Annotated in this window: 11 protein-coding genes; 1 reads left to right on the forward strand and 10 read right to left on the reverse strand. The window is 41.2% G+C overall.

All coding sequences use genetic code 11. The features are described from left to right. Nucleotides 1-75: 75 nt before the first annotated feature. From B3600_RS09825 to B3600_RS09835, 3 genes are all read right to left on the reverse strand, one after another. Entirely contained in the window at nucleotides 76-2,859 is a 2,784-nt protein-coding gene (locus B3600_RS09825; protein WP_286752815.1) for a sugar-binding domain-containing protein, read from the reverse strand. Between the two features lie 7 nt (nucleotides 2,860-2,866). Then, complete coding sequence (locus tag B3600_RS09830) at nucleotides 2,867-6,235, reverse strand: tetratricopeptide repeat protein (protein WP_286752816.1); 3,369 nt, start codon at nucleotides 6,233-6,235, stop codon at nucleotides 2,867-2,869. A 63-nt stretch (nucleotides 6,236-6,298) separates the two neighbouring features. Next, nucleotides 6,299-7,675, reverse strand: coding sequence for a sugar porter family MFS transporter (locus tag B3600_RS09835; protein WP_070561001.1), 1,377 nt, complete (start codon nucleotides 7,673-7,675; stop codon nucleotides 6,299-6,301). Nucleotides 7,676-7,804: 129 nt separating this feature from the next. On the opposite strand from B3600_RS09835, the gene B3600_RS09840 reads away from it, so the two are divergent. Next, complete coding sequence (locus tag B3600_RS09840; RefSeq protein ID WP_070560999.1) at nucleotides 7,805-8,698, forward strand: AraC family transcriptional regulator; 894 nt, start codon at nucleotides 7,805-7,807, stop codon at nucleotides 8,696-8,698. 165 nt (nucleotides 8,699-8,863) lie between these two features. Here the strand turns inward: B3600_RS09840 and B3600_RS09845 are convergent, their stop codons facing one another. The 7 genes from B3600_RS09845 to B3600_RS09875 all read right to left on the reverse strand — a co-directional run bounded on the left by B3600_RS09845 (nucleotide 8,864) and on the right by B3600_RS09875 (nucleotide 17,934). Then, the gene (locus B3600_RS09845; protein WP_312129259.1) at nucleotides 8,864-9,616 is read right to left on the reverse strand and encodes an enoyl-CoA hydratase/isomerase family protein; all 753 of its coding nucleotides are present in this window, start codon (nucleotides 9,614-9,616) and stop codon (nucleotides 8,864-8,866) included. Between the two features lie 32 nt (nucleotides 9,617-9,648). Then, the gene (locus tag B3600_RS09850; RefSeq protein WP_286752817.1) at nucleotides 9,649-12,123 is read right to left on the reverse strand and encodes a DUF5686 family protein; all 2,475 of its coding nucleotides are present in this window, start codon (nucleotides 12,121-12,123) and stop codon (nucleotides 9,649-9,651) included. A gap of 192 nt (nucleotides 12,124-12,315) precedes the next feature. Then, nucleotides 12,316-13,692 carry an NADH-quinone oxidoreductase subunit N gene (locus B3600_RS09855; protein WP_201639981.1) on the reverse strand — a complete coding sequence of 459 codons (1,377 nt, stop codon included), beginning with the start codon at nucleotides 13,690-13,692 and terminating at the stop codon, nucleotides 12,316-12,318. A gap of 17 nt (nucleotides 13,693-13,709) precedes the next feature. Further along, nucleotides 13,710-15,152, reverse strand: coding sequence for a complex I subunit 4 family protein (locus tag B3600_RS09860; protein ID WP_286752818.1), 1,443 nt, complete (start codon nucleotides 15,150-15,152; stop codon nucleotides 13,710-13,712). Between the two features lie 14 nt (nucleotides 15,153-15,166). Further along, nucleotides 15,167-17,089, reverse strand: a complete 1,923-nt coding sequence (gene nuoL, locus B3600_RS09865) for an NADH-quinone oxidoreductase subunit L (protein ID WP_070560989.1) — start codon at nucleotides 17,087-17,089, stop codon at nucleotides 15,167-15,169. 18 nt (nucleotides 17,090-17,107) lie between these two features. Further along, entirely contained in the window at nucleotides 17,108-17,437 is a 330-nt protein-coding gene (nuoK, locus tag B3600_RS09870) for an NADH-quinone oxidoreductase subunit NuoK (RefSeq protein ID WP_046673084.1), read from the reverse strand. Beyond that, a complete protein-coding gene (locus B3600_RS09875) occupies nucleotides 17,437-17,934 on the reverse strand; it encodes an NADH-quinone oxidoreductase subunit J (RefSeq protein ID WP_070560985.1) in 498 nt (165 codons plus the stop codon). The genes nuoK and B3600_RS09875 overlap by 1 nt, the downstream gene beginning before the upstream one ends. Nucleotides 17,935-17,939 lie beyond the last annotated feature (5 nt).

Raw genomic sequence — 17,939 nt, forward strand, 5'->3', positions numbered from 1 at the left:
CAAGTTAACAATTATTTCTACATATTTACTTTAAAAAATTCAAGCATATTCAATTTTCCCAAAGCGATCTTATAACTAATAGATCGCTTTGGGTTCGGCTTTTTCTTGCGCTTCTTTGTAACGCAATACCTGCGATAGCATAGCTGGATTTTCGATCACTTTAGGCCTAAACTTTGTACTGTTCATATACGTTAAGATAGAGCCCAACAGCTGTCTTGCCACGGGTCTGTTGGCTAGATCTGTCTCCAGATCAAACGAAGCAATCATCAGTTTGCCCGCCCCGACTGTCCCTTCAAAAAGAGATGCTAATCTCCTATTATTGGTAAAGTTGTCAATGAGCTCTACAATTGCATTTCCGCCTTTGATCTCATCCGTAATTAGCGTAGTCGATTTAATTTGGAGATCCCACCATTGCCAGTCAGTGTGATTATCTGTTGGGAAATCGGCAAATACAGGGTGTTTAGGGTCACAAAGCAATCCCATGGTACCGGCCTGTTTTGGAAAATGTACTGGGCTCCAAAAAACAGGAACGAACTTCCCTTCAATACCGTTTATTTTCTTCCAATCGGGATTTAAAAGCACCTTTTTCCCATCTTTCAGCAAGCGCATCGCTTCCGCCAGATCGCGCGTATAACTCACGTCCCCAAAATCAACAGCGAGCTGTTGAGGGTATACCCAAATATTCCAATGATTTTCATAGGATGTACCTTCCAGTTTAAGTTGAATCGTCAATTTCTTCGCCTGTCCAATTGCTTGTAATGGCACTTCTAAATGCCCCACATGGCCTTGATGTCCCTTTCCAATGGTCGACTGGAAATGTCCTTGTTCGATTATTTTCCCCCCATCCTTCAGGAACCAGCTAATCCCCTGATTCTTCAAAACCTCCTGACCATAATTACTCACATCGATAGAAGCTTCGAACGTTTCATTGTTGGTATATACAGCTTTCGCAAACTGGAGCAAAGGCACTACTGGAGCGCTAAATTGTCGAAATTCTGCCGCAGGAAGTATATCTTTACTGTCCCAAAAAGCATCTAATAAGCCTACCAGCGCCGTTCCCTGACCAGGGAAATCGTGAAGATCAAGGAGCTGATACCCGCTGATACCAGGTGTCTTCAACGCTCTTTCCATCTCCTCCTTATATAGCATAGCAGCCAATTTTCCTGAAGACATCGTATATGCTTTGGCCTTATGTAATAATCCCTTTTGTTTCAGATCTTCTGCTACAGAAATGAAGTTTAGCGGTTTTAAAACACCTTTATATTTTTTGATTTCGGCGAGATTGGGATAGACAGCATATTGTCCAATTTCATGCGTCACGACCGGAATCGAAATTCCTTCCAAAGAATTGCTGTAATTTTTATTGAATGTGGGTACTTCGCTATTAAATACACCTTGTCCCCGTACCCAGCCCTTAGCTGTCCACTGGGTAATCAGATAATCATCATAAGGTTCTTCCTTCACACCATGCCCTTGCTGGAATGTAAAAGAAGTTGCCGTATAAAGATGCCGTCTGTCTTTCTGCTTTAGGTGTTTTACCAAAGTATTCAGCGCATTGAAATCACCACTCAACTCATTACCCATACTCCAAAAACAAAAGGACGGATGATTTCCGTAAGTCTGCATTATTCGATCGGCCTCTTCATAGAGAAAACTCATCACTCCTTCATCTTTACCAATATTATTCTCCCAGATTGGCAACTCAATTTGAAGATAGAATCCCAATTCGTCGGCAACAGCAAAGGCCGCCTCCGGAGGACACCATGAATGAAACCGGAGATGATTTAGCCCCCATTCGCGCGCTGTCAGAAAGACTTTCCGCCAACCGGCCTTATCCATTGGCGGATGTCCCGTTAACGGGAAAATACTGCATTCCAATGTTCCTCTCAAAAACAAAGGCTCGCCATTGACTTTTAGGATAGTCCCATCAGTAGAAAGCTCACGCATACCTATTGAGGTATGCAACGTTGATACGGCATCTGCGGCTTTCAATTCCAGACCGATGTCGTACAAATGCGGTGAAAATTCGCTCCAAAGTTTCAGTTTGTCGCCAAGAAGGTAGTTTAGGTTTATCGTTGAATCCCCTTGCGAGAGCTGAAAGGTTTTTTCAACTGGAGGCAGGGAACCCCTATTGTCTTTTACCGCTATTTTCAGTTTACCGATAACGCTCTTTGCCAGTTTATTACGGAGATTGATCTGCAGGTTGATTTCCTTTTTCGCTAGATTAGGACTAGCATACACCGACTTCAGACGCACCGCATCATAGGCCTGAATAGCAATCTTTCCAAGAATACCATTCCAAATAATTTGGGTGTGATCGGTATAAGCATGCGCCATATCATCAACGCTGATTGGGAGCTTCTTTCTGTTATCTACGCGGATTGTCAACCGATGTTTCTTCCCAGCTTTCAGAAGTGAGCTTAAGTCAAACTCATGCGGACTGACAAGGCTCCGTTGCTTTTGGACCACTGCTACCCCGTCGACCCAAACCATGGACTCCCAAAGAACACGCTCGAGGGTTAAGATCATCTCCTTACCAGCCCAACCTACTGGAATTGAAAGTTCCCGTGTATACCATGCTGCCCCCACATAACGATGTTCTCGCGTTAAATGCGAAAGCTGAGGTTTGGCAAGAGCAGGTGTCAACGTATTTAAGGTTCCTAAACCCGCATCATCTGTTGTTCCTGGTAATTTGATCGATGTTTCGAACGATTTACCAGCCCAGCCCTGATCGATACCGACATCTTCGGGATCAAGCCGAACTTTCCACTCACCTGTAAGGTCAAGCCGATTTAGTCCATCTGCCCAGACCGTGTAACTTTGAAATAGAATGACGAATAAAATGATATAGCGATACATACTGAAATTAATTCTTTAAAGAAGTTTCACCTAAAAAAGAATGCATAATAGCTTGGCTCCCTTGGTGATTAGGATCCAACTGCTGGACTTGTGCGAAATAATCCATTGCCAAAGCACGATCCCCATTCCCCAAATACCCCAATCCCATGACATACAGACAATGTATTTTATTCTTATCATCCAGGTTTTCCTCCCAAATATCCATATCAGGTAAGGAAACTGCAAAATAATCTATTTTAAAGGGCTTGTCAATAAATAACTTTCCATGATCTATTAAACATTGAAAACGTTGCTCAGCTCGCCCAGGATTGCCAAGCTCATGCCAGGCTAAACCTTGATAAAAGATCTTATCTGGTTGTGGATCATTATAGAAAAGGGCTTGCTGGGGTTCATCAGCACCTTCTGTTGCTTTATAGAAATAAACCTTAGCTTCTTCTTCCCGACCCAATAAACGATAAACAAGCCCCTTATAATAATGAATGTCGTTTTCTTCCATTGTAATCAGCTTACCTTCACCAAGGTTATGTGGATAATAATCAATTGCCGCTAGCAAGGAAAGCGCCTGCTGCAGTTCATTTTGCAATAGCGATTTTTTAGCCAATTCGAGCTGACATATTGTGTATTGACGAGAGACCTTACCTTCTCCTCCTTCCCAGGGCTTAAACTGCCGGGAAGCAAGCAACGTTTTCGCGCGCTCGTATTCGCCCAACAGATTAAACAGGGTGATCCGCTCCAAGAATAGATCATCTCTAAGCGTCACCAAATCCGGATATCGATCGAGTAACGCCAACCTCTCTTTGTAAGGACGGCCCTCCTTTTTGTAAAGCTGATGAAGCTCCATGAGTAAACGTGCATCAGTTTCATCCAATGAAAATGCCTGCTCCAATAAGGTCACGGCTTCTTTCTTCTTGCCTATCCGATTATAATAAGCTAAGGCCAAATTGCGAAAAACGGTAGGAAACTGTCCATCCAACTGGATCGCATGCTCCCAACAGTCTACCGCATCCTGATGCTGTCTTTTTCCATACCAAAGATTGCCCAGATAATAAGAAGCCTTTGCATCAGCACTATTTAAAGCGATGGCATGTCGGAGAATTGCAATCTCTTCCAAACGATTTGGAAAACAGTAGGTAGGATCCATAACGACGGCTTGATCACAATAAGTTTTTGCCTTGTCATGCAAACCCAAATGAGTCGCAAAATAACCTAGTGTATAATATACCATAGGGTAAACTAAGGTTGGGTCTTCAATGGTTTTTTCTAGCAGTAAAGACGCTTCTTCATATAGACCGGCATGCGCAAAATCCAATGCGTACTCTATCGCACTATGAATATTTACACGCGCTAAATCGAGAATAGGAGAAAAAATGGATTCTTCTTTATGTAACAGGTACCATTCAAATCGACATCCCATATTAAACGGATCCAATTCCATTGATTCTTGAATAAATGCCAAAGGGGCATCTTTTGCCCCAAGTTTTCTTAAAATAGAGGCCTTCAGCTGTCTTCCTTTGTGGTGATACCAGTTTCGGCTCAATGATTGATCTATTTTTTCCAAAGCAGCTTTCCAGTCGCCTCTCTTCGCATCAATTTGTGCCAAACCAAAATAGCCAGAATCCTTCCAGGCGGCATTCCATGTCGCTTTGTAGAAAGCTGCATAAGCTCCATTCAAATCTCCAGATAGTTGCAGAGCTACACCTAGATTGTAATAAGGTTCTCCATCATAAGGATTGGGATTACGCTCAGTAGCGCGCGCGATAGCGGTCTCAAAATAAGGAATAGACTCCTCTATCTTACCGCTTCGCAACAAGAAAACACCCATTGCATTATTACATCGGATATCGTTCGGTTCACGTCGCAGCGCTTCCTTATAATAATCCAATGGATTATAAGTTGCATGTCGGTATTGCTCCAAATGCTGTCCCGTCAAAAACAACTCTTCGATAGAACGAATATCTTCGGGCAGCAATGCTGCCTGCGCTGGCTTGGGTATGTCTTTAGCATCCTTTGCCTGCTCTTGCTGGTAGACCAATATTTCATGGTTATTTTTATCATACACAGTCAAGATGAGTTCGGTTGGTATACTATCCAATCCAGCAACACTTTGGGTATAAATATTCCGAGGAGAACAGTCCACTTGTTCGTCCAAATAGATTTTACCTGCCGTATTACGTAACAAAACGCGTATACCTTCATACGTCCCCGTTGTATATAAGACAATGTGAGCGGTCTGCTCCCTAACCTCCATATTGAGCACCACATCTTTTGTTGCATTTTTCACCTGTCCGACTTCTGCGTAAGGCATAAAATACTGAGACCAGGATTTCACTTCATAGGGTTGTAACCAAGCAAAATCAGGCTGATTATCTGTATATACACCAGCCATCAATTCAATGTAGGGTCCATTTTCATCTGTCAAGTTTCTATCCCAAGCGACACCAAAATCACCATTTCCCCAAGTCCACTGTTTTTTCCCCGGTGAAATGTGATGATCGGCCACATGTAACATCCCCGCATTGATAGCACCGGCCTCATAGCCGCCCACAAAATTGTATTTCGATTGAATGGCCATATAGGAGGTCGGAACAGGAATATTCTTGTATTGTGCTATATCAACACCAGCTGAGTAATCGTACTTGTAGTAAGTCCCCCGAGCAATTGGGAAAGAGGAAACCTCTCGCTTTCCATGATCAAAAACGGCATTGACGTCGGGAGGGAAGACGGAAAAATAGTCATCATTCACAACAACAGCCGGATTGGCCCACCACAGAAAGGTTTGTGGCAATGCTGTCCGATTATATACCTGAACCTTAATTTCTAGATATGCTTTATCGGGATGCAAAGTAAATCCCTGCATGGCCTTCATGCGAAACATGCGTTCAATTTCGTTGCACCAAACCGTAATGCTTCCATCGCTGTTGTGTTCGATTAAATGCTCTGTTGGCATAAAAGTAGTAGGTCGATGATGCTGGGGCCAATTGAATTCAATTCCCCCTGAAATCCATGGACCAGTGAGTCCAACCAAAGCGGGCTTGATAACTTCGTTATAATAAACGAAATGTCGCTCTCTGACTTTATCATAAGCCATATGAACCCGCCCACCTAAGGCTGGAAGAATCATCACCTTGATATATTCATTTTCAAGAAATAGCGCCTGATAGATCTTGTTTCGCTTCTGATCGCTAATTTTCTCTATGATTGGATAGGGATATACTACCCCTGAGCTACCTTGATATACGCGTTTTTCTGCAAATATGGGATTCTTCTCCATCGTTCCAATCTCGTATGTTGGAATAGCAACTTGCTCTTCCCATGCTTTTACGATCCCTTTTTGATCCACTGTTGATTTTATGAGGTAACGAGTCAATTCTGTCATTTTCTTAATACGCTAATAGGTTTATATAGGTCGAGTTGATTCAGTTGATTATCCGGGTGCCAATTATCCTTCCAGTTCCTGTTCAATTTCTTCTAAGCTTTTTCCTTTGGTCTCTTTCAATCGGCTCCATAGAAACAGACAACCGATAAAACAGACTCCACCATACAGCCAGAATGTACCAGCTGCTCCCAGGTTTTGATTCAGTAAAGGAAAAGTATAGGTGAGCACAAAACATGCAATCCATAATAACGATGTTGCAATCGCCATGGCCTGCGCCCTTACAGCGGTAGGGAATATTTCGGCGATAATTACCCAAGTTACAGGAGCCAAGGTCATCGCATATACCGCAATTCCGGCCAGTACAAGGAGAAGCACAAAAATGCCGCTGCAATTGAAATAATAACATGCTCCTAAGGCAATATAAATCACAAAAAGGCCTGCTGATCCGAAAAGCATCAATGCGCGACGACCAATTCGATCAACCAGATACATGCCAATGAATGTAAAAATGACATTGATCACGCCAGTGATAATAATATTGAAAAGCATCCCCGAAACCGTATATCCAGCAGCTGTAAAGATTTCCTGGGCATAATTAAAAATAACATTAATCCCACACCATTGCTGAAAAACCGCAATAAAGCTTCCTAGCAACAACAACCGTAGCAGCTTCCCCTGAAATAAATTTCTCTTTCGGGATTTAGCCTGACTTAGTTCAGCCGCCTCGGCAATAGAACGTATATTTTCTGCTGCATACTCCTCTCCACCCATGCGTAAAAACACACGTTTTGCCTGTTCGTGCTTCCCTTTTGTATATAACCAGCGCGGACTTTCAGGAATCAGGAAAAGTAGCAATAAAAAAATAACCGCCGGGATCGCTCCTGCCCAAAACATCCATCTCCACCCCTCTTGCGCATTCCAGGTTTCTAGCATAGATTCTCCGGCTAAAACCGGCTTTGCAATGAGCCAATTGACCACTTGTGCTGCAAGGATGCCCAGTACAATGGTCAACTGATTGATCGATACAAATTTCCCTCGACTTTCTGCGGGGGCGATCTCAGCAATATACATCGGTGCCAAATTAGAGGCTACACCAATACCTATCCCGCCCAAAATCCGATAGATAATAAAAGTGTCCAGTTCGGACGCCATACCGGTTCCCACTGCAGACATTATAAATAAAATTGCAGCAGTATAAATCAGCGGTTTTCTGCCATAGCGATCGGCCAATCCCCCCGAGAGTAGTACACCAACGAAGCTTCCCACAATCGCCGAAGACATGGCCCAGCCCTGCAATGCAGGATCGGACTCCAAATGAAAATAAGCCTCATAAAATGGCTTTGCACCACCAATAACTACCCAATCATACCCAAATAGAAATCCACCAATAGCGGCCACAAAAGTGATCAATAGCAGATAGGTCGTCGCAGTCTTTTGCATAAGAGTTTACATATTTAGATTTACTTAGGTAAAATTAATGGAATACTTGGGGAGAATCATGTAAGTGAACACGATAAACATGTAAAATATTACTATTTTTATACGAATAACCAAAAATAAGCTCGATCTATGAAACAAAACCAAGATGTCATCGCTGAAGGATTCAAAGGAGAAAAGGCGATTGTCCTTCCCTATGCCGTATGCAATTACCTGACAGGCAACAACATCACATCAAAATTACACATCACACATATCGGCTATTATCCCAATGCTAAAAAACACTACCGTGATCGTCAAGAAGGATGTAAGGAATATATTCTGATTTATTGCGAAGATGGAAGCGGTTGGATAAAACAGGATGAAACAACGCACAACCTTAAAAGAAACGATATATACATTATCCCGAGAGATAGCGCTCATTGCTATGGCGCAAAATCAAATGATCCCTGGAGCATCTATTGGATTCATTTCGACGGCACAGATGCAGTTCTTTTTCAACATATCATGGGCGAAGTGATTCATATAGATGACGCGGATTCAAACAAACATGCCAACCGCATCCAGCTCTTCGAGAGCATCTACAAAAACCTGGAAATGGGGTATAGTCCAGAAAATTTGGAGTATACGAGTTTTTGCTTTCAATATTTTTTAGCGTCCATTCAATATCAGGCTCAGTTTAGAGAAGGTAACCGAATTCAAGTAGATAATATCATACAGGACATCATTATATTTATGAAAGACAATCTGGAAAACAATATCAACTTGGATGATATTTCAGCACATTTCAACTATTCCAAGTCACATCTTATTAACTTGTTCAAGCAGAAAACATCTTACCCACCCATGGTGTATTACAATCAACTCCGTATGCAAAGGGCTTGCTCCTATCTGCAATTTACCCTACTTAAGATTAAAGAAATCGCATTCAAACTCCATTTTTATGACCCCTTTCATTTTTCAAAAGCGTTTACACGGGAAATGAAAATGTCGCCACAGGAATATCGCAAAAAATATCAAAAATAATGTCGGTTAAAGCTTTCTGATTCAGATTCATGAGCCATCTTAACCAATGCCGCAAAACGATTGGCGCTCAATCCGAACCTCCTTTCTTGGTCTTATTTTACCTCTTCATCGATACTCAAACCTGACAATACACGGCAATATAGCATTTAGCGAAGTGCTGCGGTATTATTCAAAATTGGGTGTCCTTTTCGCTAAAAATGCGGAAACACCTTCTTTGAAATCTTCTGTTCCGAACAGATGTCCGAAAGCATCCATTTCCACCTTACTCCCGTTTTGTTGTTTATCTTCAGCAGCGTTAATAGCAGTAATAGCATTTGCCACTGCAACGCGAGAGCGCGTAAATATCTTATGGAGTATTTCCTCCGCACGGGCAATTAGTTTATCCTGTGCGATCACCTCATTGACCAATCCTAGTTCATAGGCTCGCTGCGCGTCAATCATATCACCCGTTAAAATCATTTGCATAGCCTGTCCTTTTCCGATCAACTTGGGTAAACGCTGCGTACCACCATAACCCGGAATCAGTCCCAAAGAAACCTCCGGCAGTCCCATTTTTGCATTGTCAGACGCTATACGAATATGGCAGGCTAAAGCCATCTCCAGCCCTCCGCCTAAAGCATACCCATTTATTGCAGCAATAACTGGCTTCGGAGAACCTTCAATAAGGTCCGAAAAAATAATATGTCCTCGTTCACTGAGCCACCGTGCTTGAATTACAGATAAATCCATAAATTCCTTAATGTCTGCCCCTGCAGCGAATGCTTTAAGCCCAGCGCCTGTCAGGATAATACCTCTTACGTGGTCATCGGCATTGAAATGCATGAAGATATCTTGCAATTCGTCAAGGGTTTCCTGATTCAACGCATTCAGCTGGGGTTCGCGATTAATGATAACATAGCCGATGCTATCTTTAATCACATAATTTAAATTTGAATATTGGACCATAATTGCTAAAAATTAAAATGTAAGGATGCTGTAAAGGTATCAGAAGGTATGCCTTCACCACCACTATAGCTTAATCTCTTTTTATACTCTAATCTAATCAATTTAAAGATATTATCCACCCCCACTAGCCCTTCTACATACGGTTTGTTACGCACTGCTTTTGTTTGGATAATACCATTTTTGTCCGCTTCAAACTGAATATTTTCGGGCGTTACAAAGGGGTTGTTGACATCGCTTAACTTTCCATAAAAAGCCTTAAATCCCGTCACTTCACGCCATTTTAACCGCCTGAACAACGGAATTCTATTGAAAAAGAAACCATTCCAGTTGTGGTAATAGGTCAGTTTCAAAAACTGGTCTGAAACAAATTCCGAGGTAGCCATCAAGTCAAAATTCACCAACGGTCCCTGCTTATCTCTATTGACATCAGGGAGTTCCAGTAAGGTATAAGGCAGATGTTTCCCCCAAATTCTTCCTCCTGAAAACTCAAAATCCGCCTGCCCCGCTGGGGATAAAAATAGTCGTTTGAAAATGCTAAAGCGTAATGCATCATAACTATAGTCTGCGCCCCAAAATCCTTTCAGTCCTTTATTATATTGCAGGGTAAAAATGGGATATTTGTTTTCTACGGTTCCTCTGTCGAGATTATGATAAGTAAATTCTTCATTCGGAGCCCAACGTAAAATCAGCTGTAGGTCATTTGTATTGACTTGTCGGACAGTATCAGGTAAAGGTAGGCTATTAATATAAAACAAGTCAGCGCGCGGTTGTCTGCGGGTATGCGTAAACGCCGTTCCTACGCTAACATGGTTCCCAAATTCGATCAGATGATCGATACGATAGATATCATTAAATTGCCATTTATTAGGCCTGTTTTTCCCAAAAGAACGGAAGAAACCATCCCCTTTTAAAAAACCCAAACCTCGCCCCGGTTCCATGACGTCATGCTGTACTGTAAAGCGTAAATAATTTGCCGGAAACTGAACAATACGTTCTCCATTTAAAGTAAATGCCGTACTCAGGTAGTACTTTAGCTCTTTGTCCTTATCGCCATAGGCTGTGTATCCTTCAATGTAGGCTTTTTCCGAAAATAAACGCGTCGTCCGACCACTCAGGCGCACACGATTCCCCTCGTAATTATTGCGGCTATAAAGATATTCCAGTGGACCAAATTCAACTTTCCCGGCATTATAATATCCCTTTGCTAACAAATAACCCAATGCGACCAACTGATTAAAAGAACGCATATTCTGTACCGAATCAACCTTTTGATAGGCTCCTAATTCAGCATGGCTTAACGGAGTTGGTCTAACCCCTACAATGGGTACCTTCGGTGCGGACTGGAGGAGATACCTCTTTTCAACTGGTACACCAGCAAAATTCTCATTCGAAATAGAATCTGTGCGATATCCCAGGTATTGGGTTTCCCTGCGTCCATACAATACATCTGACTTGCTCCCACCAAATAACATTTTTAGATCTGCACGAACAGGGAGCATGCTACCATTTTTAAATTCACTATAGCTGAGATCTATTTGCACGTCATTGATCCAATTGATATTTGCAGAACGTCCGATATTCAAAGTTGCGCGATGAACAGCATACCTTGTATCATCAGAGATCAGAAGATCACCGTAGAAGAGCAGATCAATAGCCGATTTACCTTCAAAATGGAGCTCAATATAATCCTTGCCTTCGATCTTGACCGTATCTTGAATTTTGTACCTATAAAACGCTGTAGCACCTGCAGCAATTGGGCTCAAGACTCCTTTGTTTGTGATCTGAATTGTATTATCATAGAGATCAACATCACGGAGTATCGTTTGAAACCGCGTCTGCCAATTGTCATTGTTAAAAAAGCGTGGATTTAATTCGGTCTGGTTGTGGCTGATGACAATCTTCTTACTACGATCTGGATTATGGGATGAATAGACATTTGCATAGTTTTCTTCCAAATAAAAGGGTGCAATGGTTTGCCCCCGAAAAGCGGTAGAATCTATATTTTCAAAGAGGAATCGGAATGGTTTCGGAAATTTCTTCGCTTTATCTTCAGGATTGACAAAACCAAACTGCGTCTTTTCATACTCATCAAAACGAATTTCAGGTATGCGGGTGTAATGATTTTGTGGTCGATGTGCAATAACCTGTTCAATCAGTGCTATAGCAGGATCTTTGGTTTTTTTGTTTTTTCGATTGACCACGACCTCCTCTAATGTGTTATTTGAGGCAATTAAGTGCACGGTCAGCATTGAATCCTGTAAACGACGAACATCCACCGTACGCCGCTCATACCCCACAGCTCCAAAGACAAGCTGTCTGTATTTCTTGATATCCAGAATCTTAAAAAACCCAAGGGTATCGCTGCTACCACCGCTATCTCCATCAAGCCAGTTAATTGAAACCCTTGAAATACCCTTGCCTGTTTGTGCATCAATGACCTTTCCACGAATAAAGTCCTGTGCAATTACTTTTCCACCCATACAGAAGAATAGTAACACACTTAAAACACGAATCGAAAAAGATTTAACACACACTTTAAACGCCATCTGCAATTTGATAGGATTTCTTTTTTACAATATACAATTTGTATGCAAGAGTTATACCAATAAAAATAAAAAAAGCACAGCGAAATCGCCATGCTCTAATAAACAACAAGTATTTTAACAGAAACTTTATATTAATTTTAAAAGGCAGTCTGGATATACCCCAATTAAGATTGTAAGCGCTACGGCAAGGAATAACACAAATGAATAATTCCACTGTACATTGACACAGGATTCGTCACTGTCTCTAAAGTACATCGCAACAACAACCTTCAAGTAGTAATACACTGCAATTCCTGCATTGATTACAGCCAATACAAGCAAAACAATATGATAATTTTCCATAACAGAAGAAAACATCATAAACTTACCGATAAATCCAGCTGTCAGTGGTATACCCGCAAGAGAAAGCATTGCTATCGTGATGGCAAATGCGAGCAAAGGATTTCGTTTGCCCAGGCCATTGAAAGCTTCAAAATGTTCAGAGCCGGTCGTTTTCTTGACTAGGATCAATCCTGTAAAAGCAACAATGGTGGCTAGAGAGTAGGCAAGGCCATAAGCAAAGATACTATTAGCCGAGGTAGCCCCAACTGCTACAATCGCAAATAACATATACCCGGCATGCGAAACGCTCGAATAAGCAAGCATACGTTTGAAGGAAGACTGCATTAATGCAGAAATATTTCCAACAAATAAGGTGAGAATGGCGATCACTAAGAAAACCGGCGTCCAAAAATCTTGTAAAGGCAATAGACTATAACTGAATAAACGTAACAATCCAGCAAAAGAAGCAACTTTAACCACGGTGCTCATATAACTCGTAATCAATATCGGAGCCCCATCATAAACATCTGGTGTCCAAAAATGAAAGGGAACAGCGCCCACTTTGAACGTCAGTCCTACAATGAGAAGCAATATACCCCCATAAAACAACGGTGAAATTGCCTGCGGGTTATTGACAACATAGTCTTTGATTTCACTTAAATCAAATGATCCTGTGGCACCGTACAAAAGGGCAATACCAAACAATAGAAAGCCCGTAGAGAAAGCCCCCATCAAAAAGTACTTCAATGCAGCTTCATTTGATGCTTTGTCTCTTTTACGTATACCGACCAAAATGTAAAGCGCTACAGACATAATTTCAATACCTAAAAAAAGCATTGAAAAATTATGATAACTATTCACAAGAACAGCACCTGTAAGGGAGAAAATTAATAAGGAATAGTATTCCGCAATTTGTCCCTCCTCATCAAAATAGCCCTTTGAGATGACAAAGATGCACAAGGTAACTGCGATACATAAGATTGAGAAAGCAATAGCAAAATGATCAAAATGAACCATCCCACTATAGAGCGGTCCACTGGTCGAAGTCCAATCATTCCATAAAAAACCAATAGCGACCAAGAAGCCAAGAATAGAAACAGGCAGTAGCATAGATTTCATCTTGAATAAACCAAGATAAAGGACGACTAATGCTAATATCGAAAGTGTAATTATTGCACCCATACAATTAAATATATCTATTATCTGCCTAAAAATGTACTTAAAACTTCCACGGAACCTGCAGAAAGGTTCAATAGGAAATTAGGAAATATACCAATATAAAGGATCAAGACGGAGACGACTGTCAATACAATAAGTTCCGTTCCTTTTACATCTTCAAATTGTACAGTTTTTTCGGTCGTTTCCCCCAACATCGTTCCTTGGTAAAGCCTAAGGATATAAACTGCGCCCAGAATTAAGGTTAAACCCGCGAAAACAGCAAACCAAAATCCATACTGAAAAACGCCTTTCAATAATAAAAACTCACCAATGAATCCATTCGTTAATGGTAAACCCACTGCCCCCATACAAATAATCATAAAGAAGATGGCCAAACGAGGCGCCTTGCTTGCTATTCCGCCAAGCGCTGTGAGACTACGTGTCTGTGTGCGCTGCTGTATAATATCCAACACATAAAAAAGCCCGATCACAGAAATACCGTGATTTAACATTTGAATAGTTGCTCCACTCAGGCCATTCGTATTCCATGTGAAGACACCGGCACTAATTAAGCCAACGTGGGCTATTGACGAATACGCGATCAATCGCTTCACATCGTCCTGTTTAATTGCGATAATGGAAGCATAAACGATCCCAATAACGCATAAGATCATTGCAAAATGCCCATACAGCGCAACACCAGTTGGTGCGATAGGCAATAGCCAACGCATTAAACCGTAAACCCCCATTTTGAGCATGATACCTGCCAACAACATCGTGCCTGCCGCTGGCGCATTTGTATACGTATTGGGTTGCCAAGTATGAAAAGGAAAAATTGGTATTTTGATGGCGAAAGCGACAAAAAATGCCCAAAATAACCACCGCTGCGTATTTTCTTCCAAATCTAAGGCAATAAATGAGGTCCATTCAAAATCACGGTTGGGCACTTGTTGATAGAGATAAAGAATACCGATCAACATCAAAAGGCTACCCAAAAAAGTATAAATAAAAAATTTCAAATTTACGCGAATACGATCTCCTTCACCCCAAAGCGCGCAAATAAAATAAATCGGTATCAAGGCAATCTCCCAACCCACATAAAAAGTAAAAGCATCCAGGGCCATAAATACGAGCAATAAGCCCGCTTGCATAAAAGCCATTAATGCGTAAAAGTTTCCTTTATAATCCTTTTTAAAGGTTGTAGCAATAATTAGAGGCATCAATCCATTCGTCAATAAGATCAACGGCAAGCTAATTCCATCAGCGCCGATATGAAAATGAATATGCAAGGAAGAAATCCATAGCCAATTTTGTTCAAATTGCATTCCGCCATTTGTGTCAAAAGTACAGACGAACGGAATAGTCAAAGCCAAAGATAGTAATGATAAAATCAAGGCAATAGACTTTGCAGCATTGGTCTTTAAGAACGTTAGAATCAATGCGCTTATTAACGGCAATAAAATAAGTAAAAACAAGTTATCCATCGATTACACCAAAATTAAAGACTCAACAATCCATAGATGAAAATGGCAATCACCCCAATTACCATCATCAATAAATAAAAACCAACATTACCATTCTGGAGCAAACGCAATACCTTTCCCGTATCAAATGTTGCCTTACCGGCCCCATTAACAACACCGTCAATACCACGTTGATCCACGACATTTCCGAAGAAAGCCGAGAGCCAATTGATGGGACGTACAATGATGCTATCATAGAGCTCATCCACGTAAAACTTATGGTAAGAAAGATTGCCCAAGAAACCACGCGTACCTTCGCCCTCTTCCTGTAGCTGTTGTCGTTTAACGTATTTATGAAAAGCCAAAGCAACCATAATCAATACTCCAACAACAGAAATGCCCATGAGTAAATATTCCGTACTATGTTCCAAATGATGAGTTGCAGGCATTATCGCTTTTCCCTCTGAAAACACTGGCGTCAGGAAATCCTCAAGCCAATGGTTACCACCTAAAACAGCTGGTAAATTGATCACTCCTCCGATCACAGAAAGTATAGCCAATACGATGAGTGGCACTGTCATACTTTTTGGAGATTCATGCAAATGATGTTTTTGCTCTTCCGTACCACGGAATGTTCCAGAAAAGGTCATAAACAACATCCTGAACATATAGAAAGCCGTCATTAATGCACCAATAAAACCTAAACCCCATAAAACTGGACTCGCAGCAAATGCCCCCGCCAATATTTCGTCTTTGGAAAAGAAGCCGGAGAAGGGTGGAATTCCTGCAATCGCGATTGTCCCCATCAACATCGTCAGATAAGTAATAGGCATTGCTTTCTTCAAGCCTCCCATTTTTCGCATATCCTGTTCTTCACTCATACCGTGTATAACAGATCCCGCCCCCAGGAATAGTAAGGCTTTGAAAAAGGCATGCGTCAATACATGGAAAAACGCTCCCGTAAATGCTCCGACACCAAGGCCAAGAAACATATAGCCCAATTGTGAAACGGTGGAATAAGCCAATACTTTCTTAATATCATTTTGTGTCAATGCTATTGCAGCAGCCAATAGGGCTGTACAAATAGCGATCACAGAAATGAGCTGCAAGGTAAACGGTGAAAGGATAAACAGTACATTGGAACGTGCAATCATATAAATACCGGCCGTAACCATCGTTGCCGCATGAATTAGGGCCGACACGGGGGTTGGGCCAGCCATGGCATCTGGCAACCAAGTAAACAAAGGTATCTGCGCCGATTTACCTGTTGCAGCAATAAACAACAAAATGGTAATGCTAACGACTGTGATATCACCAACAGCAAAATTCTTGGCCGCAGGAAATACAGTTGAAAATTCTAAGGATCCAAAAGTTCCAAGGATTAAAAATACCGCAAGTAGAAAACCTAAATCACCTATTCTATTCATCACAAATGCTTTTTTTGCCGCATTTGCATACGAACTATTCTTATACCAAAAGCCGATCAATAAATAAGAACATAGCCCTACACCTTCCCAGCCGATGAACATGACCAGGTAATTGGATCCCAATACCAATAGCAACATAAAAAAGATAAAGAGATTCAAATAGGCGAAGAACTTACCAAATCCATGATCATGATGCATATAACCAATCGAATAGACATGGATAAGGAAACCAATCCCTGTAACGATCAGGAGCATGATGGCACTTAGTGGGTCTACCAAAAAGGACAGACCGATCTTGAGATTGCCCACCGCAATCCAGTCAAATACATGTTGTTCTATAATACCTGCTTGTCCAGCTTGCCTCGCTTGGTAGACTTCGGAGAAAAGAATACAGCTGCATACAAAAGAAATAAGCACTACAGCGCTGCCAACAGCACCTATCATACCTTTGGAGAAGGCATTCCTACCCAATCCGTTCACAATAAACCCGATTAAGGGCAAAAGGGGAATCAACCAAACTAATTCACTCATCGTATTTATTTCTAAGTTCTACCAACGAAGTTTATTTAAGGAATCGATATCTACAGACTTCGTATTCCGATATACCATAATAATAATCGCTAGGCCTACGGCAACTTCTGCCGCTGCCAATGCCATGATAAAGAAGACGAAGACCTGTCCTGACGAATCGCCATGCTGCACTGAAAAAGCAGCTAAAAGAAGATTCACCGCATTCAGCATCAATTCAATAGACATCATAATAATAATGACGTTACGGCGAATAAGAACACCGATAACACCAATAACGAAAATAATCGCACAAAAAATCAGATAATGATTTATTGGCACCCCCTGCAACTGTTGAACAACTGTTTCCATTAGATTTGTTTAGGTTCTTTCTTAGCTAATAATATTGCTCCAATCATTGCTGTCAATAACAATAATGATGATAACTCAAAAGGAAGCAAAAATTCGTTAAACAACACCTTACCCAGATTCTTAACTAACCCTATTTCCGGATTAACAACAGTTAAGGGATTAGAAATGTCAAATACGCGGTATACACCGAAGAAAGTCACCAATAGGCAACAACCGGCGATAGCACCCATAAACTTAACCAGATTGGATTTCATGGGTTCGGTATCCTTGTTCAGGTTGAGCAGCATCAGTACAAATAAAAACAACACCATGATGGCTCCCATATATACGATGAAATTCACCACAGCCAAAAACTGTGCATTCAAAAGAATATAATGTATTGTAAACGTAAAAAACGTAATGACCAGATACAGTACACTGTGTACAGGATTTTTTGTAAAAATGGTCAGCAGCGCAAAGAAAATAGACAAGAAGGCTACAAAATAAAATACTGTCATAATTT

Source organism: Sphingobacterium sp. UBA2480 (assembly GCF_002341965.1).
Classification (GTDB): Bacteria; Bacteroidota; Bacteroidia; order Sphingobacteriales; family Sphingobacteriaceae; genus Sphingobacterium; species Sphingobacterium multivorum.